The 19,039-nt window shown below is 67.3% G+C and carries 20 protein-coding genes; 2 read left to right on the top strand and 18 right to left on the bottom strand.

Features of this window, described 5'->3' with window-relative positions:
* Positions 1-84 precede the first annotated feature (84 nt).
* The 17 genes from AC5FRZ_RS11380 to AC5FRZ_RS11300 form a co-directional block, all read right to left on the bottom strand.
* On the bottom strand, positions 85-540 hold the full coding sequence (locus AC5FRZ_RS11380) for a type IV pilin domain-containing protein (RefSeq protein WP_372480587.1): 456 nt from the start codon (positions 538-540) through the stop codon (positions 85-87).
* A 338-nt stretch (positions 541-878) separates the two neighbouring features.
* Positions 879-1,472, bottom strand: coding sequence for a DUF7344 domain-containing protein (locus AC5FRZ_RS11375; protein WP_170094905.1), 594 nt, complete (start codon positions 1,470-1,472; stop codon positions 879-881).
* Positions 1,473-1,609: 137 nt separating this feature from the next.
* Positions 1,610-2,098 carry a type IV pilin domain-containing protein gene (locus AC5FRZ_RS11370; protein ID WP_493564629.1) on the bottom strand — a complete coding sequence of 163 codons (489 nt, stop codon included), beginning with the start codon at positions 2,096-2,098 and terminating at the stop codon, positions 1,610-1,612.
* A gap of 296 nt (positions 2,099-2,394) precedes the next feature.
* Positions 2,395-4,161, bottom strand: a complete 1,767-nt coding sequence (locus tag AC5FRZ_RS11365) for a Na(+)/H(+) antiporter subunit D (RefSeq protein WP_170094903.1) — start codon at positions 4,159-4,161, stop codon at positions 2,395-2,397.
* Positions 4,161-5,837, bottom strand: a complete 1,677-nt coding sequence (locus AC5FRZ_RS11360; protein WP_493564628.1) for a cation:proton antiporter — start codon at positions 5,835-5,837, stop codon at positions 4,161-4,163. The genes AC5FRZ_RS11365 and AC5FRZ_RS11360 overlap by 1 nt, the downstream gene beginning before the upstream one ends.
* Positions 5,834-7,330: a monovalent cation/H+ antiporter subunit D family protein gene (locus AC5FRZ_RS11355; RefSeq protein ID WP_493564627.1), complete on the bottom strand. Its 1,497-nt coding sequence runs from the start codon at positions 7,328-7,330 to the stop codon at positions 5,834-5,836. The genes AC5FRZ_RS11360 and AC5FRZ_RS11355 overlap by 4 nt, the downstream gene beginning before the upstream one ends.
* Positions 7,323-7,679, bottom strand: coding sequence for a cation:proton antiporter subunit C (locus AC5FRZ_RS11350; protein ID WP_015763809.1), 357 nt, complete (start codon positions 7,677-7,679; stop codon positions 7,323-7,325). Before AC5FRZ_RS11350 ends, AC5FRZ_RS11355 begins: the two co-directional genes overlap by 8 nt.
* Positions 7,676-8,140 carry a Na(+)/H(+) antiporter subunit B gene (locus tag AC5FRZ_RS11345; RefSeq protein ID WP_015763808.1) on the bottom strand — a complete coding sequence of 155 codons (465 nt, stop codon included), beginning with the start codon at positions 8,138-8,140 and terminating at the stop codon, positions 7,676-7,678. The genes AC5FRZ_RS11350 and AC5FRZ_RS11345 overlap by 4 nt, the downstream gene beginning before the upstream one ends.
* Positions 8,137-8,673, bottom strand: a complete 537-nt coding sequence (locus AC5FRZ_RS11340) for a DUF4040 domain-containing protein (protein ID WP_170094900.1) — start codon at positions 8,671-8,673, stop codon at positions 8,137-8,139. Before AC5FRZ_RS11340 ends, AC5FRZ_RS11345 begins: the two co-directional genes overlap by 4 nt.
* The gene (gene mnhG / locus AC5FRZ_RS11335) at positions 8,657-8,992 is read right to left on the bottom strand and encodes a monovalent cation/H(+) antiporter subunit G (protein WP_170094899.1); all 336 of its coding nucleotides are present in this window, start codon (positions 8,990-8,992) and stop codon (positions 8,657-8,659) included. The genes AC5FRZ_RS11340 and mnhG overlap by 17 nt, the downstream gene beginning before the upstream one ends.
* Positions 8,992-9,267, bottom strand: coding sequence for a cation:proton antiporter (locus tag AC5FRZ_RS11330; RefSeq protein ID WP_153553898.1), 276 nt, complete (start codon positions 9,265-9,267; stop codon positions 8,992-8,994). Before AC5FRZ_RS11330 ends, mnhG begins: the two co-directional genes overlap by 1 nt.
* On the bottom strand, positions 9,260-10,294 hold the full coding sequence (locus AC5FRZ_RS11325; RefSeq protein ID WP_208626462.1) for a monovalent cation/H+ antiporter subunit E: 1,035 nt from the start codon (positions 10,292-10,294) through the stop codon (positions 9,260-9,262). Before AC5FRZ_RS11325 ends, AC5FRZ_RS11330 begins: the two co-directional genes overlap by 8 nt.
* A gap of 133 nt (positions 10,295-10,427) precedes the next feature.
* Positions 10,428-11,579 carry a bifunctional phosphopantothenoylcysteine decarboxylase/phosphopantothenate--cysteine ligase CoaBC gene (coaBC, locus tag AC5FRZ_RS11320; protein ID WP_372480594.1) on the bottom strand — a complete coding sequence of 384 codons (1,152 nt, stop codon included), beginning with the start codon at positions 11,577-11,579 and terminating at the stop codon, positions 10,428-10,430.
* A 127-nt stretch (positions 11,580-11,706) separates the two neighbouring features.
* Entirely contained in the window at positions 11,707-13,182 is a 1,476-nt protein-coding gene (locus AC5FRZ_RS11315; protein ID WP_493564626.1) for a DUF7519 family protein, read from the bottom strand.
* Complete coding sequence (locus tag AC5FRZ_RS11310) at positions 13,179-14,537, bottom strand: DUF58 domain-containing protein (RefSeq protein ID WP_493564625.1); 1,359 nt, start codon at positions 14,535-14,537, stop codon at positions 13,179-13,181. The genes AC5FRZ_RS11315 and AC5FRZ_RS11310 overlap by 4 nt, the downstream gene beginning before the upstream one ends.
* On the bottom strand, positions 14,534-15,238 hold the full coding sequence (locus AC5FRZ_RS11305; protein ID WP_493564624.1) for a DUF7269 family protein: 705 nt from the start codon (positions 15,236-15,238) through the stop codon (positions 14,534-14,536). The genes AC5FRZ_RS11310 and AC5FRZ_RS11305 overlap by 4 nt, the downstream gene beginning before the upstream one ends.
* Positions 15,235-16,272, bottom strand: a complete 1,038-nt coding sequence (locus AC5FRZ_RS11300; RefSeq protein WP_493564623.1) for a DUF4129 domain-containing protein — start codon at positions 16,270-16,272, stop codon at positions 15,235-15,237. Before AC5FRZ_RS11300 ends, AC5FRZ_RS11305 begins: the two co-directional genes overlap by 4 nt.
* A 105-nt stretch (positions 16,273-16,377) precedes the next feature.
* Here AC5FRZ_RS11300 and AC5FRZ_RS11295 point away from each other — a divergent pair, with 105 nt between their 5' ends.
* Together AC5FRZ_RS11295 and AC5FRZ_RS11290 are read left to right on the top strand one after the other, a co-directional pair.
* On the top strand, positions 16,378-17,430 hold the full coding sequence (locus AC5FRZ_RS11295; protein ID WP_493564622.1) for a M48 family metalloprotease: 1,053 nt from the start codon (positions 16,378-16,380) through the stop codon (positions 17,428-17,430).
* Between the two features lie 191 nt (positions 17,431-17,621).
* Complete coding sequence (locus AC5FRZ_RS11290) at positions 17,622-18,152, top strand: type II toxin-antitoxin system RatA family toxin (protein WP_346775259.1); 531 nt, start codon at positions 17,622-17,624, stop codon at positions 18,150-18,152.
* 88 nt (positions 18,153-18,240) lie between these two features.
* Here AC5FRZ_RS11290 and AC5FRZ_RS11285 read toward each other — a convergent pair whose 3' ends face one another.
* Positions 18,241-18,924, bottom strand: coding sequence for a halocyanin domain-containing protein (locus AC5FRZ_RS11285; RefSeq protein ID WP_493564621.1), 684 nt, complete (start codon positions 18,922-18,924; stop codon positions 18,241-18,243).
* Positions 18,925-19,039 lie beyond the last annotated feature (115 nt).

Below are 19,039 nucleotides of genomic sequence, written 5' to 3'. Positions count from 1 at the left end.
ACGGCAGTGCGACACGGGAAATAAAGCTGTCGTGGACAGCGCCGTCGCTCACCGGTCGAAAAAATGGAGGAAAGAGCGCGGTCGTTAGGCGTCGGGGCCGCTGTCAGAGGACAGTGAGGCCGAGGAATCGCCCTCGTTCGAGACGTAGACGACACTCAGATCCCAGTCTCCATTGCTCCCGATTTCCGAGTCGTACGTCACGGCATTACCAGCCGTGACCATTGAAGATGTTGGTACCGAAGCTTTGTTTGACCAAGATTCATCAATATCGCTACCACCACCAGAACCACCAGTACCGCGGATATACAGTTCGTCGGCCTGAATTGGGTCTCCACCGTCGTGGGTGATCTTGACAGATGGAGCATCGGAGTCGTAATCGAAGCTGAAGCTCGCGGTTGGCGTTGTATTCGTCTGGTCACCGAGTCCGAGGACGAACGACGCGATAACGGCTGCCAGGATCACCGTGATGGCGACCATCAGGATGACACCGATGACAGGCGATACCGCGTCGTCGTCGTTGAATAGCTGTTTCAGATCCATGGTTATCACGCACACCCGTCCACAGCGAGCGGGGCATCCCCTGCCCCCCTGCTCGCGGTGGGTGCTACCTCAATCGATACTGCCGGGGGTACTTATACCCTGTCTACGTTTTATCGCTTCAATCACGCGCTGGAACGCTTCAAGAGGGCCTTGGATACCCGATATCGAGGGGAGGAGCAATCTTCACCGTTGATAATGATTGTGGAGTCGTCGACGGCACCATGCGGTGTGATGGCTCCGGACCAGCGACCTTCTGGCCCGCAGGCCGTCACTCTGTTCCGAGACACACCGCTGGTGCTCGGCAATTCGTTCGAGCGCAGTCACAGACCGCTCTGGCGTCACTCCTCGTCGGCCTCGTCGTCGCAGTCCTCGACGGGCTCGCCGTACTCCGTGAGCGTCATCGTCCGGCCGGAGAGGGTGTGGTAAGCCGCCGCGGCGGTGAGGATCGTCGCGAACAGCGTCGCCCAGACCAGCGGCGAGACAAGCGTGAAGGGGAACACGCCGACCCACAGCGTAGCGATGATCGCCAGACTCACCGCGCCAAAGGAGAGGTAAAACTCCCGCCAGGGGAACTCTCCGCCGGGGACGATCTCCAGATACACCGTCAGATCCTCGGTCTGTGGCGTCGTCTGGATCACGCCGTCCTCGGAGTCGTAGGCGACGATGCCGGCGTTGTCCATCTTCGGCAGGTGGGTCTGCTGGAGCGTCGTGTACACGCGCTTGCGCTGCGTCGACGTGACGCTGGTCTGTGGGCAGTCGTACTCCAGGGAAGCGACGTAGTCGGCCAGCTCCCCGAGTTCGACCGGGCCGCCGTGTCGACGGAGGTACTGGATGACGTAGCGCCGACGCTTGTTCTGGAGCACCTCGAAGATCTCGCCTTTCGAGAGCGTCGGGTGCGTGCCCGTGGCTTGCGCTGCGTCGGCGTTACTCACAGTGTATCGGCCCCCAGCCGGTGCAGTCCCACGCGACCATCCTTCGTACAACTGGAATGTGGGATGATCCTATATAATCACGGCGGTTGCCCTCTTGATTGACATAACGGGCGAAACCGAGAGAAAAACGGCGTCAGTTAGGCGTCCGGGCCGTCCCAGCGACCGAGCGTCGCCGAGTTGCCACCCTCTGCGGGCTGGTAGGTGACGCGGACCGTCGCGCCGCTGAGGTCGAGATCCGATACTGAACCACTGAAGTCGTCGTATCTGATCGTATCGGTCGTGCCAGCGTTCACGTCTGAACCACTATTGTCCGTGAACAGATTGCCATTGTAGGTAGCATCAGACCCCCCATCTTTAGCACCGGAGACAGCTGCCTCAATCTCGTTTGCAGAGATGGTTTCACCACCGTTGTGGGTTACTTCGAGCGTATCTCCTTCAGTAATGTCGTCTTCAGTGTAGTCGAAGCTGAAGCTGGCTTGCGGTGCGGTGTTGCTGATCTGGTCCCCGAGGCCGAGGACGAACGTTGCGATCACGGCTGCGAGGATCACGGTGATGGCCACCATCAGGATGACACCGATCACCGGGCTCACAGCCTCGTCGTCGTCGAAAAGTGCTTTCACGTCCATGTGTTGTCTCCGTTCGTCGCGCGCCTGCCGGCGGCGGTCCGTCGATGCCGTCGCGACATCCCATTCGGGACACGCCGTCCGGTGGTCACGCGCTTGTCCGGAAATACCCGAGACGGGTAAATAAAGGCTCTTGCGCCAGTATCAAAGCAGAAAATTAGGCCTCGCTTGAGACGGTGTTTCCGGGCTTCAGCGGTGGGTTGGCGGCAGAATCAACGAAGATAATGGTCGGCAGCGTTCGTCTGTTGGCGGTTCCGTTTCGACGGGGGTGCGAGTTCTGAGCGCCGCGGTCGTCGCGGTCAGAACAGCAGGATCAGCCCGACCGTGACGAACAGCGCGAGCACGAGGACACTGAGGCCGATGCCGGCCCGCAGCGTTACGGGGCCGTCGTCCTGATTGCTGGGCTCGAATCGTGCGGCCACCCGTTCAGGGTGGGTCGCGACGGCGGTCGCGGTGGTCGCCGTCCGGACGGCGACGCGGTCGACCGCGCCGTACAGTCGGATCGTCCCGAGGACGACGCCGCGCGCGCCGTAGAACACCGCCGGGTTGTAGATGCGGTCCAGGTCCGGCACGCGTCCGAGCTTCGAGAGGGGCTTTTTCGTGGCGTAGAACCCGATGAGGCCAAGCACTGCGAGGACGACGCCCTCGGCGACGTGGGGTATCGTGTAGGTCTTGTAGGGGTGTGCGAGGCTCTCGGCGGTCACGTCGACGGGGAGAATCGAGAACAGCGCCGTGTCGTAGAGCCCGTAGACCACACAGAGGACGGCGACGACGACCATCGCGACGCTCTGGCCGCGGTTGGCGTCTCTCACCTCGCCGTCGTGCTCGCCGTGGAAGAACGCGTAGTAGCCGAACTTGATGAACGACATGAACGTGCCCACGCCGCCGAGCAAGAGGAGCAACTCAAGCCCGGTGTACTCGCCGACGTGGACCAGCGCCTCCTTCTTGAAGTCGTAGTGGCTCGCCGAGATGACGATGCCCTTGCTGACGAAGCCGTTGAAGCCGGGGAACCCGGCGATCGACAGGGCCGCGACGCTGAACGCACCGGCCGTGATCGGCATCTCGCGGGCGAGGCCACCGAGTTTCTTCAGGCTCTCCTCGCCGGTCCGGTAGATGACGACACCGGCGGTCATGAACAGCAGGGCCTTGTAGAGGATGTGGTTGAACACGTGGGCGAAGGCCCCGCCGACGCCGAGCACCGATCCGATGCCGACACCGGCGACCATGTACCCGACCTGTGACTGGATGTGATAGGAGAGGAGCCGCCGCATGTCGTTCTGAAGCAGGGCGTAGAAGACGCCGAAGACGGCCATCGCACCGCCCATGTAGGCGATCAGCAGGTGACCGTCGGGGAACGCCCGGTACATGCCGTAGACGCCGGTCTTGGTCGTGAACACACAGAGGAACACGCTCGCGGCGATGTGCGGGCGCGGGTAGGTGTCGGGCAGCCAGGTGTGCAGGCCCACGAAGCCGACGTTGACGCCGATCCCCAGCGCGGCCAGGATCGCGGCGGGTCCGGCGGCGATCCCGTCGCCGGTAAAGAGGAACGTCTCGGCGACGCTGTAGTGCCAGAGGATCGCCCCCATCAGGAGGCTGCCGCCGAGGCCGTGCAGCAGGGCGTAGCGAAAGCCAGCCCGGACGGCCTTGCCGCCGTAGTGCCAGACCAGCAGCGTGCTGGTGACGGCCATCAGCTCCCAGAAGAAGATGAGGGTGAGCCAGTCACCGGCAAACACCGCGCCGACGCTGGTCGCGACGTAGGAGAGTGCGAACGCCGTCTGGACTCGGTCGGCGTCGCTGGCCAGCGAGTACAGCACCGCCACGGCACCGATGATCCCGAAGATCAGCCCCATCAGCCGCGAGAACTCGTCGACGTTCAGCAAGACGGCGTCGAACCCGAGGAAGGTCACGTCGTGGTAGACGCCAGCCGAGATCGACAGCGACCACGGGACCAGCGCGCCCGTCGCGAGGACCCCCAGCCCGTGACCGACGCGGCGGGGGAGCACGGCCACCAGCAGCGCGACCGCCAGCAGGACGAACACCGGCGGGACAGTCGCAAGCCCCGTCATCAGGCCATCACCCCCACGTTCTCGACGACGGTGGTGACGATCTCCAGGAAGACGGCGGTGTTGGGGACGATCCCCAGCACGACCGCGCCCGTGGCGGCCGCCAGGATCGGCCCGAGCATGAACCACGTGCTCTCACCGCCCCACCAGCCGGCGGCGGTCCAGCCACCTTCGGGCGGCCCGCCGTGGTGGTCGTGTGCCTCGTCGTACTTGCCGAGGTGATCGGTCTCGTAGGGCTCAGGCTCGTCGGCGTGGTCGTCGCCATCTTCGACCGGGCGGCCCCCGTCGGTCTCGACGGCGGTCTGGCCGCCGAAGACCCCCCTGAGGAGGGGCTTCTCGTCGTGGTCGTCGGGCGACTCGAAGTACGCCTGGTAGACGACCGGCCAGAAGTAGCCGATGTTGAGCACGCCCGAGAGCAACAGGGCACCGGCGAAGAACCACCCGCCGCCCTCGATCGCGCCGATCACGATGTACCACTTGCTGACGAAGCCGGCCAGCAGGGGGATGCCGGCCATCCCCGCGCTCGCGACGGCGAACGCGGCCATCGTCAGGGGCATCCGCCGGCCGATCCCGGCCATGTCGGAGATGTCGTCGGTGTGGGTCTCGACGTGGATCGCGCCGGCACAGAAAAACAGCGTGAGTTTCATGAACGCGTGGGCGGGGATGTGCAAGAGCCCGCCGATCAGCGCGTTCTCTCTGAGCAACGCGAGCCCGAGGACGATGTAGGACAGCTGACTGATCGTCGAGTACGCGAGCCGGCGCTTCAGGTTGTCGCGGCCGAGCGCGATGATACTCGCGATCAGGAGCGTCGCCGTCGCGACGACGGCCAGCGGGAGCCCGACGCCCAGGCTCTCGACGGTCTCGGGGCCGAACACGTCGAGGATCACCCGCGCGAGCCCGAAGACGCCGCTCTTGACGACGGCGACGGCGTGGAGCAGCCCCGACACCGGCGTCGGCGCGACCATCGCGTCGGGCAGCCAGGAGTGCATCGGCATCAGCGCGGCCTTGACGCCGAACCCGGTCACCAGCAGCGCGAAGATGGCGCGAGCGATCGTCGGGTCGGTCGTCGCGAGTTCGGCGATACCGCCGGGCGTGAACGCGGTCGTTTCGGTCGCCGCGTACAGCAGCACCGTCCCGGCGAGCACCGCGACGCCGCCCCCGAAGGTGTAGGTGAGGTACTTGCGGCCGGCCGCGCGGGCCTCGTCGGTCTCGTCGTGGGTGACCAGCGGGTACGTCGCGACCGTCAGCAGCTCGTAGAAGACGAACAGCGTCAGGAGGTTCGAAGCGAAGGCCACGCCCACCGCGGCCGCGAGGCTGGCGGCGAAAGAGGCGAAGTACCGCGTCTGTGCGTGCTCGTCGAGGCCGCGCATGTAGCCGATACTGTAGAAGCTCGTGACGATCCACAGCAGACTCGCCAGCAGGCCAAAGAGCAGGCCGAGCGCGTCGACTTCCAGTGCCAGCTCGATGCCACTGGCGAGGGTAAACAGCGAGGCCTCGTGGGTCTCGCCGCCCCAGACGACGCTCGGGACGAGACTCGCGATCAGGCCGAACTTCGTCAGCGCGGCCGCGATCGTCACGCCCTCCCGGAGGTTCCGTCTGCTACTCGTGGCGAAGATGAGCGGAATCGCCAGCAACGACGCCAGAATGGCGAGTACCGGTCGCAGTGAAGGATCGATCATGGGTGTGGGAAAGTACTGACAGTCTGTTCGACGATCTGTTCGACCAGGGGTGCGGTCCCGCCGAGGACGACCGCGAGCAGGGCCGCGGCGACGACGACGGCCACCATCCCCGTCGACACCGCCTCGCGTCCGTCACCGCCGTCCGGCACCGGCGTCACGTCCGTGGTACTGGCCGAGGGCGGCGCGGTGAAGTACATCCGCTCGAACAGCCGCGCGAAGTACGCCAGCGTCAGCAGCGTACTCGCGAGCAAGACGACGACGAGCGACCACCTGCCTGCCTCGACCGCGCCGACGACGATGTACCACTTGCCGACGAAGCCGACTGCCGGCGGGACGCCGACCATCGCGAACAGGAGCACGGCGATGGCGGCCGCCGTGACGGGTGCGCGCTCGCCGAGTCCCGCGTACTCTGCGAGCCGTCGTGCGCCGGTCCGTCGCTCGACGATCCCGGTCGCGGCAAAGAGTCCGCCCTTCATGACGGCGTGGCCCACGAGGTGGACGAGCGCACCGACGATGGCCGCCTGGGTCCCCACCGCGAAGCCGGCGATCACCAGCCCGAACTGCGACACCGAGGAGTACGCCAGCATTCGCTGTACGTCCGACTGGGCGACGGCCAGCAGGCTCCCGGCGACGATGCTGACCGCGGCGACGGTCAACAGCGCCGTCTGTGCGATCGGCACGGCGTCGAAGAAGCCGACCGTAAAGACCGAGAACAGCAGGCGTGCCAGCGCGTAAGCCGCGACCGTCGAGACCAGCGCCGAGATGAGCGTGCTCACGGTGTCGTGGGCGGCGGCGTAGGCGTCGGGCTGCCAGGTGTGCAGCGGATAGAGCGCGACCTTGACCGCGAGGCCGCCGACCATCAGCCCGAACGCCGTCAGCACGAGCGTGGAGTCGTAGCCCGCGTCGGCGAGCTTGACCGCCAGATCGGCCATGTTGAGCGTTCCCGTCGCCGCGAGCAGGTAGCCCGCACCGAGCAGGTACAGCGACGCGCCGATCGTCCCGATGATGAGGTACTTCAGCGCGGCCACGGCGGCACTGGCAGACCGGCCGCTCGCGACGAGGCCGTAGGCGGCCAGCCCCGTGATCTCCAGGAAGACGTAGAGGTTGAACACGTCGCCGGTGGCAGTCATCCCGGAGAGCCCGGCGACCAACAGTAGGTACTGGGCGTAGAAGCTGTCCGCGTGGGGGCCCGCCCGACGAGCGTACGCGAGCACGCCCAGGGAGACGACGGCGATCAGGACGAGCACGACCGCCGAGAGCCCGTCGACGACCAGTTCGATCCCGTAGGGGGCGACGAACCCGCCCGGGACGTACGACACCGCGCCGCCGTCGACCACCGTCGTCGCCAGTGCGACGGCGAGGACGGTCTGGCCCAGCAGCGTCACCGTCGCGATCGGCCAGCCGAGACGGTCGGTGAACAGTCCGAACAGTAGCGGGAGCGCGCCGCCGACGATCGGTAGCACGATCACAAGGACAGGGGCGTGTTCAATCATGGTCGAGTTCTCGCAGCACCTCCTCGTCGAGGGTCCCGTACTCCGCGTAGATGCGGACGATCAGGGCGAGTGCGACGGCCGTCAGGCTCACGCCGACGACGATCGCGGTCAGGATCAGCACGTGCGGGAGCGGACTGACGTAGGGTCCCGCTCCCTCGTAGACGACGGCCGGGCCGGCACCGCTGCGGTAGGCCGTCGTCACGAAAAACAGGAAGATCCCCGTCTGGAAGACGTTCATGCCGATGACTTTCTTCACGAGGTTGCTCGACTCGACGAGCATGTAGACGCCGATCCCGAGCAACGCGACGACCGCGTAGTAGTTGTAGTGTGTCAGGAACGTGTCGATCACGACTCGTCACCTCCGTCGATCGCGTGGCCGAAGCCGGCCGCGATCACGAAAAACAGGCCGATGATGACGCTGGCGACGATCCCGCCGATCCCCAGCTCGACGAGTTCGATGCCGTACTTGCTGGCCTTCTCGATGGGGTACAGGTGGTATTCGAGGAACGTGCCACCGAGCAGGATCGATCCCAGGCCGATGCCGGCGAACGTGAGCACGCCAAGCGAGGCGATCGCCACGACGAGACGGCTGTCGAGCCAGTCGCGCGTGGCCTCGATTCCGTAGGCGAACGCGAGCATCATCACGACCGAGCCCGCGATGACGCCGCCCTGGAACCCGCCGCCGGGCGAGTCGGCCCCGTGGAACATGATGAAGAGGCCGAAGGTGAGGATGAAGGGGGTGACGACCCGCACCGTGGTCATGATGACCGTACTCTCGACGTACAGACCGGGCTGTTCGGCGTCGCTCATGCGAAGTCCTCCCGTCGGAGCACCGACAGTGTCGCCACGCCCGCGACGAAGACCACGACGGCCTCGCCGAGCGTGTCCAGTCCACGATAGCCCGCGAGCACCGCGGTCACGGCGTTGTGGACCTCCGTCTGGTCGTAGGCGTTGTCGAGGTAGTACTGGCTCACCTCGCCGTCGACGACCGGATTGTCCGGGCCACCGATGGCCGGGAGCGCCGGGATCGTCGAGGCCATGACGGCGACGAAGACGAGGACGACGATCGCCGTCCGGAGGCTGATCGACTCGAAGCGCCGTTCCTCGCTGGGCCGGGACGTGTTGGCGAGCGCCAGCAGCAGCAGGATCGTCATGACGCCGGCCCCGACGGCGGCCTCGGTCAGGCCGACGTCGGGTGCCTGCAGGACGATCCAGATGATCGAGACTCCGAGGCTGTAGGCCGCGAAGGCGATCACCGACGCCAGCACGTCACGCAGCACTGCCGCCCCGAGCGCACAGCCCAGGACGAACACGAGCAAGGCGAGTTCAACTGTCGTCGGCACTGTCTGTCACCTCCGTGTCGTCGGTCGTCCACGGTTCGATGCCCTGGTCGTCGGCAGCGCGAGCGATGGCGTGGGCGGCCGTCGGGTTCGTCAGGAAGATGAACACCAGCAACAGGACGGCCTTGATCGTCGCCAGCTCCGACTGGATCGCGATGGCAGCGCCCGCCAGCGACAGCACGGCGGCCAGCGTGTCGCTCTTGGAGGCCGCGTGGGTGCGGGTGTACACGTCGGGCAGCCGCACCAGTCCGACGGCCGCGACGAACGCGAAGAAGGCACCGACGACCGCGAGGCCGACGGCGAGCCAGCCGATCGGCTCCATCACAGCACACCCCCGCGCTCGACGTTGAACTTCGAGAACGCGATGCTCAGCAGGAAGTTCAACAGCGCGTAGACCAGCGCCACGTCGAGGAACAGCTGGTCGTCGAACGCACCTGCGAGCAACGCGATGGCGATGACGGTGTTGGTGCCCACGACGTTGACGGCGATCACGCGGTCGTGGGGTGTCGGTCCCTGATACACGCGATAGAGGGCGACGATGGCGAAGCAGACGAACAGCGCCGCGACGCCCTGCAGGGCAGTGGACAGTTCAATCATCGATTTCCTCCCCGTCCCCCCGCTCGGCGGGGCTCGCGATCCGAGCGGCGGCACGGCCGTAGAAGACGAAGCGAACGGCCCGTTCGAGCACGCCGTCGAAGAGATCGTCTCGCGCCGACTGGGTCAGCGAGTGGATCGTGAAGGAACGCTTTGCCACGTCGACGGTCAGCGTGCCCGGCGTGAGCGTGATGCTGTTTGCCAGCGTCGTCACCGGCGTATCGCCCCAGACGGCCGCCCGGAGGCGGACCATCTTGGGGTCGATCGGTAGCGATGGGTGTAACACCACGTACGCGACCTCGACGTTGGCCTTCGTGATCTCCCACAGCAGGAAGGGGGCGTACAGACCCATTCGTACGACCTGGCGTCCGAGCCGTCCGAACGACGGCTGTTCGCTGAAGGCGACGGGAGCCAGCAGGACCGCGACGATGCCGGCCGTCACCGCACCGGTCAGTACGTCGAACAGAGACAGCGACCCAAGCACGAGGTAAAACAGCAGCGACGCGCCGAAGACGACGGCGGCTTTCCGCAGGGTTTCGGCACGCGCGAGTACGGTCCGGCGGGTCTGGCGCTCGACCGGTGCCTCTTCGATCTCGATGTCGCTGCGCGCGAGATCGACCTGCAGCGGACGCAACATCGGCGCGGAGCCGCCGGGATCGTACTCGGGGTCGAGGACGATCCGGTCGACCCCGTTCGCTGTCGCGTACTCGATGAGCGTCTCGGCGTACTCGCCGGGCGAGAAGAGATACCTATCGAGGCCGACGATGTCGGTCTCGACTGCGATCCCGTCCGCCTCGCTGCGGTCTTCCTGGGCCCAGGCCTCGACTCGTTCGAGCAGTTCCCTGTCGGCGGCCAGCTCGTCCGGGCCGTCGGGATCGATAGCTCTGCCACTGGCGACGACGACGAAGTGAACGGTCGCTTCCCCGGTTTCGGCCGCGTCACCGGCCGTCTCGATCGCGTACGAGACGGTGTCGCGTAACGTCACCGACTTGGCGACCGGCACCAGGAACGTTCGTGTGTTTGATGTCACAGTTGTCCAGTCCGAATACGGATCGTTGACGCGTGTTTCGACTCATTCTGGAGGTACTTCGGCCCACGCATAACTATTTCGGGATCCAGTTTCGTCTGTCAGTTCGCGGGGTCCCACACGCCGTGCGTGGCGGTTACAGATGCTCCGTCAGCGCCGCGACGACCCGTCGCCCGAGTCCCTGCTTGTCGCCCTCGTAGGTCGATACGTCGTCCCCGACCAGCAGCGCCCGCGTTCGCTCGGCACCCATCACGGCGGCGTCGTTGGCGACGACGAACGCCATGTCGACGCGGTCGCGAATCTCGCGGGCCCGTTCGACGAGCGTCTCGTCGTCCACGTCGGTCTCGGCTTTGAAGCCGACGATCGGCAGTTCCGGCCGCTCGGATCGAACGGTGTCGACCAGTTTCGGCGTCGGCGACAGCTCCAGAGTCAGCGAGGACTCGCCGGACTTGATCTTGTGGTCGCGCTGCTCGACGGTGTAATCCGAGATCGCCGCCGCCGAGAGGAGCGCGTCGGCGTCCGCACAGGCCTCCGTGGTCGCTGCCGTCATCTCGGCGGCGCTCTCGACGCGACGGACCTCCGCGACGGGCACGTCCGGACCGTCGTGGACCAGCGTCACGTCGGCTCCGGCGACGTAGCAAGCGCGAGCGAGCGCCCGACCGGTGCGTCCCGACGCCCGGTTCGACAGCGTCCTGAGCGGGTCGATCGACTCCGTCGTCGCGCCGCTCGTGACGACGACGTGCTCGCCAGCGAGGGGCCGCTCGCCGGCTGCACGCGCCGTCGCGGCGACGATCGCGTCCTCGCTGGCGATCTTCGCCTTCCCTTCTTCGAGGCGCGGAGCCACGAAGTCGACGCCCCACGACTCGACGCGGTCGATCGCGTCGAGCACGCCGGGGTGGTCGTACATCGGTTCGTGCATGGCCGGCGCGACGACGACCGGGAGATCCGCGCCCAGCGCCGTCGTCGCACACGTCGTCACCGGCGAGTCGTCGATCGCACCCGCGATCTTGCCGACCGTGTTGGCGGTCGCTGGCGCGATCAGCAACACGTCGCCCCATCCGTCGACGCCGCACAACTCGACGTGTTCGACCGCTCCCGTCAGCTCCGTCACCACCTCGCCGTCCGTCGCGAACTCGACGGCCCACGGGTGGACGATGCCCGACGCGCTGTCGGTGACGACGGCCCGGACGGTCGCGCCCTGGCGGCGAAGCTCGTGGGCGAGTTCGACGGTCTTGACCGCCGCGATCGAGCCGGTCACCCCCAGGACGACGTTCACTCCCGAAAGCATTGCCGGTGGTTAGACGCGGGGTAGTATATAATGTCGGGCGACGGCTTCACACTGCCCGCCGGGAGATCTGTGGCCCGTCTCACTCTCTCGAAGTGGCAAGTAGCGAGCCCAGTGACGGCCAGCCGTCTCATCGCTCGCGCTGGCGGAGGTAAGCGGCCACCAGGAAGCCGACCATCGCGACGACGAGCGCGCCGAGCCCGAGGACGGCTCGGCTCTCCGCTCTCGGACCGGCGGTCGGCGCGGCCATCGGGACGACGGAGTGGAGTACCGTCACGAGGACGACGGCACCGCCGAGCACGAGCGTCGTCGCGGTGACGTGGACGAACTCGGCGCGGTCGGTCCGGGCGCGCTGGCCCAGCTGTCGTCCGATGCCGATCGCGTGACTCCCGAGGTCCCAGCAGAGGATCGCACCGGCGACGCCGACGAAGAGCCCGACCGCCGGCAGCGAGTGCAGGCTTCCGACGATCGCGGTCCCAAAGAGGAGTCCGCTCCCGAGCGCGTATCCGGATCCCGGAGTCGGCACTGCTCGATGGTTCGCGAGCGTCCGAGCGACGTAAGCGACGACGGCGACGCCGAGCATCGCGCCTGTGAGGGCGAGCAGGGCGACCGGAGCGATGCCGACGGGGGCCGCGGGTAACGCGCCGTCGACAGAAATATCGACCACACCGGCCCACTTCCCGATCTCGATTGCGACCACGGCAGTGGTCGCGAGCACACCGCCGGCCGCCAGCGCGAGCCGGTCCGCTGGCGCTCCGCCAAGCACCACGACGACCAGTCGCTGGAGCTTCCCGACGACGATCAGGGCACACAGTCCGACCACGACGACGAGCAAGCCGTGTTGCAGGAGTCCCGTGCCGAGGACCGGTTCGAGGACCGGCCCGAAGAACCGCTCGAAGGATCGGGCAGTCTGTGGCACGAAGGCCAGCACCACCTGCACTCCCAGAGCGGCAACGTACGTGTCTGGCATCCCCGCTGGTGTCAGACTGACCCGATCGAGAGACGCCAGCACCGACTGCTCACCCTCGTCCGTGCGCGCCGCCCAACGATCGAGCACCGGGATCGCCGCCGAGAGGAGGAAGCTCGTCGCGACGAGCAGACACTGCACGACGACGAGATCGAGCAACGTCCAGCGCCCGACGACGCCGAGCCAGAACTGGTGGAGCCACGGGAGGGCCGGTACTGCGCCGAGCCAGCCACCGGCGACGATCGCACTCCCGACCACTACCACGGCGACGTTTGCCCTTGCCCAGGTGCCGAGCGTCCGGTCACGCGCTCGGTCGAAGCCGACTGTCGCGTCGATACCGACCAGCGTGACGGCGACGCCGACCGAAATCGGGACGAGACTCGGGAGCCCGTTCGTCCCCGCGACGATCGAGAGCGTTCCCGCGACCGCGAGAATGCTCCCGCCGGCCTGACGCAGCGCCGACGGTTCGTTCAGACCCCACGTGCCGACGGCGATCGAGAGACCGCCACAGACCGTCAGCACCGTCGCGAGCGGGACGCCCACACTCCAGCCCAGCACGATTCCCACGGCCGCTGCGACGAGCAGCGAGAGCGTCGCGGTGTGTCTGGCGGGCGTCGTCCGGAGTTCGAACTCGTTCATCTCGACCACCGCTCCTGTGCCCGCCTGAGCGCCACAGAGAGCGACTGGTCCGGGTCCCAGTCGACGACGCCGACGCTGCGTCGCAGCGACTGAACGCGATCCGCTCGCGTGATCCGTTCGACGAGCGTCCCCGGCGAGTCCCCGCCGGTCACGTCCGGAGAGACGACGGTGACATCTCGTCCGTAGGCGGCGAGTCGCCGTGCCGCGCGGGACGCGCGCTGGTCGAGCAGGGGCGTACAAAAGAGGATCTGCGCCCGGTCCGGGAGACGCCGGTCGAGGTCTCGCACGTCCCGATCGCGACCGATCGATTCAGGCCGGGTACGTCCGCCCCCTTCGAAGCCCCCGTCGACGACTGCCGGCGTCTCGCTGTCGAGCGCACCGTCGAAGAACCGACGGCCGTCGAAGCCTTCGAGCACGGAACCGTCCGTCTCGGTGTGGTCGGGGTGTCGGCCTTCGAGTATCAGCGTTCGGAGCTCAAGCAACTGGGTCCGCGTCGATCCCGGCGAGAGGACGGTTCCCCGATCGAACAGCGCCCCACCGACCTGGTGACTATCTTCGAGCAGTGCCGTACCGATTCGTTCGGCGGCGTAGCTGACGTACTGGGTCGCCGTCGGCGAGTGTTCCGACGCGGCGAAGTCGACACGCGTGTCGGCGACGACGACGTACGCCGCCGCCCGCTGGGCGCTGTACTCGACGGTGGCCAGCTCTCGGGTCCGAGCGAACCGCTTCCAGTCGATCCGGGACAGCGAGTCCGTCGAGTGGTAGGAGCGAACGGAGTGAAAGGACACCCCCCGACCGGGCGAGTCCGTCTCGATCCGGCCGGGGTACGGCAGCGTCTGTGTGCCGGTGACGATGTCACGGACGTCGACGGTGCAGTCGATCTCAGTCTCGATCGGGACCGTCTGCTGATCGGCCGCGTCGCCGGCCAGCGATCGGCACTCGACGGTCGTCGGCTGGAACTGGTGTGTGCCACGGCGAGCGCGGACGCTGTAGGTGAACGACACAGACTCGCCGGGCTCTACGGCAGTCCCGACTCTCGGGGAGCCGTCGGTGACAGCGAGTCGCTCGGGCACCCCGTCGACGATCCGAACGTCGGGCGCGGCGCGCTCGTCGTGGTTCGTGACCGTCACGGTCACGTCGACGCTCTGTCCCGGCGTCGGTGTCGCCCGTGACACCGATCGCTCGATTTCGAGGGCCGGCGCTGGCGGTCCGGTGGTCGCCTCGTAGGCCGTGTACACGAGGCCGACGACGGCTGCGAGCAGCAGCGCCGGTTCGCCCGCGAGTAGCCCGGCACTGCCGGCGACCAGCGCCACGGCGAGCCCCACGTCGCGGTTTTTCACCTGGTCGCTCGTCACGTCGTCTCGACCTCCATCTCCCGTGCGAGTTCGACGACGGTCGCCTCGACCTGTCGCTGGAAGGCGTCTCCGCGCGCCCAGTCTAGCAGCCGTAGCGTCACCGACGGGACGACCGACCCCTCGGAGAGGAAGGCGGCCGCTCTCGGGTCGTCGGTCCAGCGTCCCGACTCGATCCGGCTGCGTGCCGTGCTCGCGGACCACCCCCGCTCGGCGGTGAGCACGCGGACGGCAAGCTCGCGGAGGTTCTGTCTGATCTTGTACGCACGATAGGCGTCCCTCGGGTTCATCTCGTCGACGACCCCATCGATCCGTTCGAGTTCGGCGTCGAGCTCTCGACCGGGCTGGGTCCCAGTCTGGCCCGTCGGCCGGTCCTGCGCTGGCTGCTCGACGGGGTTCTCGTCGTCGACTTCCCATGTCGTCTCTCGGGGCGTCGCTCCGTCGTCGGCCGACAGCGCGTAGAGTCCGAGTAACCCGACCACTCCGCCACCGAGCAACACGGCCACCCGGACCGTCTCGCCCACGCCGACGGCCACCTGAGGGACGTACCGTGCCGGTAGGACGCCGACGACCAGGGCACAGACGAGCGCGAGTGTGCCGAGGCCGGCGGCGTATCGCCACCGGCCACCGCCACCGGGTTCGTCGTCGACCGTCTCGGCGGTGACCGTCGCCGAGTCGGTCACGCGTTCGTCGCGTTCGGTCATCGCTCCTCACCTCCCCGGATCGAATCGAGTGCCGCCCGTGCTCGTTCCAGGCGACTGTCGGACTCCGCGTCCGGCCCGTATCTGGTCCGGCGAAACAGCTCGGTGAGCCGCCTGACCGGTTGGGGTGGGAGCCCCTGATCGATGGCGGCACGGGCGTACTCTACCGGCGTCGTCGCCGTCGGATTCCGGACGGAGACGCGCTCTGCCATCCGCTCCCAGGCCTCGACGACGCTCTCGACCGGTTCCGGTCCCGCCGCCTCGTCGGGTTCGCCGCCGCCGGTCGCCCGTGGATCTGTCTCGGGAGTGTCACGCTGGACCGGCGTCGACGAGAGTCCGTCGTCGACGAACGACACCGCATCGCTGCCGACTGACGCCAGTGCAGCGAGCGGCGAGACGATGCCGGCAGCGAGTGCGGCCGGAACGCTCACCGCAGTTCGGGCGAGCATGCCCGCGACCGGGCCGACACCGCGCCCCAGTGCCTGGAGGACCCCACCGATCACGGTTCCGAGGTCGTCGAGCACACGTGCGATTCCGTCGGCAGTCGTCACCAGCACGGCCGCGGTCACCTGCGAGAGGCGCGGCAGTGACGGGAGTGCTGGGAGGGAGAGGCTGGGGACACCGCGGGAGCCTCGACCGTCGTCCGTCCCAGTTCTGCGAAGCGTCACCACCACACCGAGGAGGACGGCGGCGGCCCCGCCGACACCGAACAGGAGCGACCAGTGCGGACTGGCCGAGCTGTCTCCGCCTGTTTCGCCGTCGGCGGGCGTGTCACCTCGCGTCGGTGTCGGCGTCGGTGTCGGGGTGGCCGTCTGCCCGGGCGTCGACGCCGCTTCGGTGGTCCGTTCGTTCTCTCCCGTTGCCGGTGTCGCGGTCGCTGTCCCCGTCTCGCTGGGTGTCGTCTCCGAGATACCCGTGTCGTCGGGTGCCGAGCCAGACAGGTCTGCGTTCAGACCCGGCTGTATCAGTACCGAGCCATAACAGAGGGTCGCGATACAGAGGAGGGCGATGACTGCGCGAGGACGATTCGTCGCCACGGTTACTTTCGAATCTCACGTCTCGGTGTAAAGCGTTCCCCTTCCACGGCACACTGCCACACGGAGCCGAAGGGTTTTCGTTACGGGCCGGCGACGATCACACAAATGACCAGTCGGGTGGATCTACGGCGACGGATGGCGGGGACACTCGTCGCTCTCCTCGCGGGCAACGTCGCCTTCGTCGTCGTCCTCACCGTCCTCTTCGAGCCGTGGCTCGCCCCCGTCCGTGCTGTGGTTCTGGGAGCGATCGGCGTCGGCGGCGCTGCAGCGGAGACGCTCTGGTGGGTGGTCGTGACCGCGCTGCTTCTCTGTGGCTTTCTCTGGGCGCAACTCCGCTACACGCGTCGCCGAACGCTGGCCGAAGTCGACGCCCGGACGGTCGATCGCGAGGCGTACCCGGACCTGCACGCGCGAGTCGATCGGCTGGCCCAGCTGGCGAACTGTCCGCCGCCGACCGTCGCCGTGGCGGACTCGTCGGTTCCGAACAGTTTCGCGGTCGGTACGGTCCGATCGGCGACGATCGTCGTCAGCGATGGACTGCTGGCGACGCTAGACGGTGACGAACTGGACGCGGTGCTCGCACACGAACTGGCCCACGTCGCGAACCACGACGCGACCGTCATGACGCTGGCGAGTTTCCTCCCCGCCATCACTAACGGCGAGTATCGGCCGCTCGCAGACACCGTCGGTCCGGTCGGCCGCCGCGCAGTGCTGGCCGGCGGTGCGCTCGTCGCCGGAACTGCGCTGTCTTCGGCCGTCGGGAGCCCGTCGAGGACCGGGGTAGAGCGGCTCGTGGCCGTCCTCGTGCTCGCCGGTGGGACGTACCTGCTGGCTGGCATCGCGCTGGGTGTGCTCACGGCCCCCGTCGCGTACCTCGCTCGCTCTCTCTCGCGAGACCGCGAGTTCGCCGCAGACCGCGGTGCCGTCCAACTCACCGGCGAGCCGGCGACGCTGGCGAGCGCGCTGGAACGCGTCGACGACAGCGTCGCCAGCAGTCCGGAGACGGACAAGCGACGCGCCTATGAGGGGGTTCGAGGGCTGTGTTTCCTCCCGCACGGCTTCGAGCGCGACGCCGATCGGTCCCCCCTCTACATCGAGACGCGATCACACCCACCAACCGAGGCACGCATCGAACACTTGCAGTCGCTGTCGGTGTGACACTGTCTGGAACGCCGTCACCCACCGGTCTGGCCACTCTCTGCACGACGTTCCGGCGGGCGCTCCGACGCTGTACGCTCACACGCAGTGTCTCACCCTGATCCACTGTCCGAACGATCCCTCCGAAAGATCGCGACTCGCCCCGACGGTGGAGGGCCAGACCTATGCCGATCCCGGCCACACGTGTCACCGTGGACTCCGTCGACGTCAGCACCGTCGTGTACGTCTCGCCAGAGGAGGTCTACGAGTTCCTGATGGACTTCCCCGGCTACGCCCGCTACTCGAAGTACCTCACGGACGTAGAGCAACGCGGCGACGGGACGCCGGGCACGCAGTACGCGCTCCGCTTTGCCTGGTGGAAGCTCAGCTACACCGCCAGATCCGAGGTCGTCGCCGTCGATCCGCCGGACCAGATCGACTGGAAGATCACGAAAGACCTCGACGCCACCGGTCGCTGGCAGATCACGTCGCTCCCGGAAGAGCGACCCGCAGATGAGGACCACGCCACCGAAGTGCGACTTACGGTGAACTTCGATCCGGGGTCGGCGTCGTCGAGCGCGCTCGACCTCCCGCGGCTGGTGTCGATGGACTGGGTGATCGAGAAGGTAAAGCCGCTGATCCAGGAAGAGGCAGAGCGCGTTGTCGAGCGGATCGTCGCCGATCTGGAGGGGCGTCGGCGCGACGTGGAACTGACGATTCACACCAGTCCCGACGCCGTCTGATACTGTCGGCCGGCGCGCACGGACGACGTTCGCGATAGCGACGTGCACCGATCGACAGCGGCGCGGTCCTGGCCGAAAACGGCGTGCGCTACTCCGGCGTGTCGTAGTCGCCGCCGTACTTCATGAACACGTAGGCCAGTCCCAGCGTCGCGGTCATCACGACCGACGCGGCGACGCCGAGGGACTTGATGCTCTCGGGGACGGCTGGTGCTGCGCTACTGCTACCGCCGCCACCACCGCCCTCGCCGCCAGAGCCACCGCCGGAGTCGGCAGTCGCGTAGTCGGTCCCGACGACGATCGCCCCTTTCATGTTGAGGCTCTTGTGCGGGGAACAGTAGTACGGGTAGATGCCGTCCTCTTCGAAGGTGTGTTCGTACTCGACACCGGTCGTCTCGACGGCATCGCCCGAGTCGAGTGGACCTTCTCCCTCGGAGACGACGTTGTGTCGCCCGCCTTCACCGGTCCACTCGAACTGAACGGTCGCACCGTTGTCGACGTGGACGGCCGCCGGTCCGAAGCCGAAGGCCCCGCCGTTGGCCTGGGTGCCGACCTTGACGGTCGCCGAATCCTGGCCCGTCGCGTCGACGGTTTCGCCGTCGAAGTTGCTCACGCTGCTTAACCAGTCGCCGTAGTCCGGGGTGCCGCCACCGCCACCGTCGCCGCCCTCTTCTTCCTGGGCCGCCACGGTTCCGGCCGCCCCGGCGGCGGTCGCCGCGCCTGCGGCCGTCCGCATGAACCCACGGCGTGACACGTCGGCTGAACCCTCTGTCATACGCGGCGCTTGGGTGTCCCCCGTAGTATATACTTCGATACGGTTCCCCGGCCACTCATCGCCGCGCTGGTGCCCACAGTCACACCGCACCGCCGGCTGTCGGTGAGGTGTCCAG

The organism is Halomicrobium sp. HArcht1-1 (genome assembly GCF_058933285.1).
This window is presented reverse-complemented; position numbering and strand designations above follow the sequence as displayed.

Coding starts and splice junctions, on each gene's coding strand:
- AC5FRZ_RS11380 (WP_372480587.1), bottom strand. CDS start 540: ATGGATCTGAAACAGCTATTCAACGACGACGACGCGGTATCGCCTGTC.
- AC5FRZ_RS11370 (WP_493564629.1), bottom strand. CDS start 2,098: ATGGACGTGAAAGCACTTTTCGACGACGACGAGGCTGTGAGCCCGGTG.
- AC5FRZ_RS11365 (WP_170094903.1), bottom strand. CDS start 4,161: ATGACGGGGCTTGCGACTGTCCCGCCGGTGTTCGTCCTGCTGGCGGTC.
- AC5FRZ_RS11360 (WP_493564628.1), bottom strand. CDS start 5,837: ATGATCGATCCTTCACTGCGACCGGTACTCGCCATTCTGGCGTCGTTG.
- AC5FRZ_RS11355 (WP_493564627.1), bottom strand. CDS start 7,330: ATGATTGAACACGCCCCTGTCCTTGTGATCGTGCTACCGATCGTCGGC.
- AC5FRZ_RS11345 (WP_015763808.1), bottom strand. CDS start 8,140: ATGAGCGACGCCGAACAGCCCGGTCTGTACGTCGAGAGTACGGTCATC.
- mnhG (WP_170094899.1), bottom strand. CDS start 8,992: ATGGAGCCGATCGGCTGGCTCGCCGTCGGCCTCGCGGTCGTCGGTGCC.
- AC5FRZ_RS11330 (WP_153553898.1), bottom strand. CDS start 9,267: ATGATTGAACTGTCCACTGCCCTGCAGGGCGTCGCGGCGCTGTTCGTC.
- coaBC (WP_372480594.1), bottom strand. CDS start 11,579: ATGCTTTCGGGAGTGAACGTCGTCCTGGGGGTGACCGGCTCGATCGCG.
- AC5FRZ_RS11315 (WP_493564626.1), bottom strand. CDS start 13,182: ATGAACGAGTTCGAACTCCGGACGACGCCCGCCAGACACACCGCGACG.
- AC5FRZ_RS11305 (WP_493564624.1), bottom strand. CDS start 15,238: ATGACCGAACGCGACGAACGCGTGACCGACTCGGCGACGGTCACCGCC.
- AC5FRZ_RS11295 (WP_493564622.1), top strand. CDS start 16,378: ATGACCAGTCGGGTGGATCTACGGCGACGGATGGCGGGGACACTCGTC.
- AC5FRZ_RS11285 (WP_493564621.1), bottom strand. CDS start 18,924: ATGACAGAGGGTTCAGCCGACGTGTCACGCCGTGGGTTCATGCGGACG.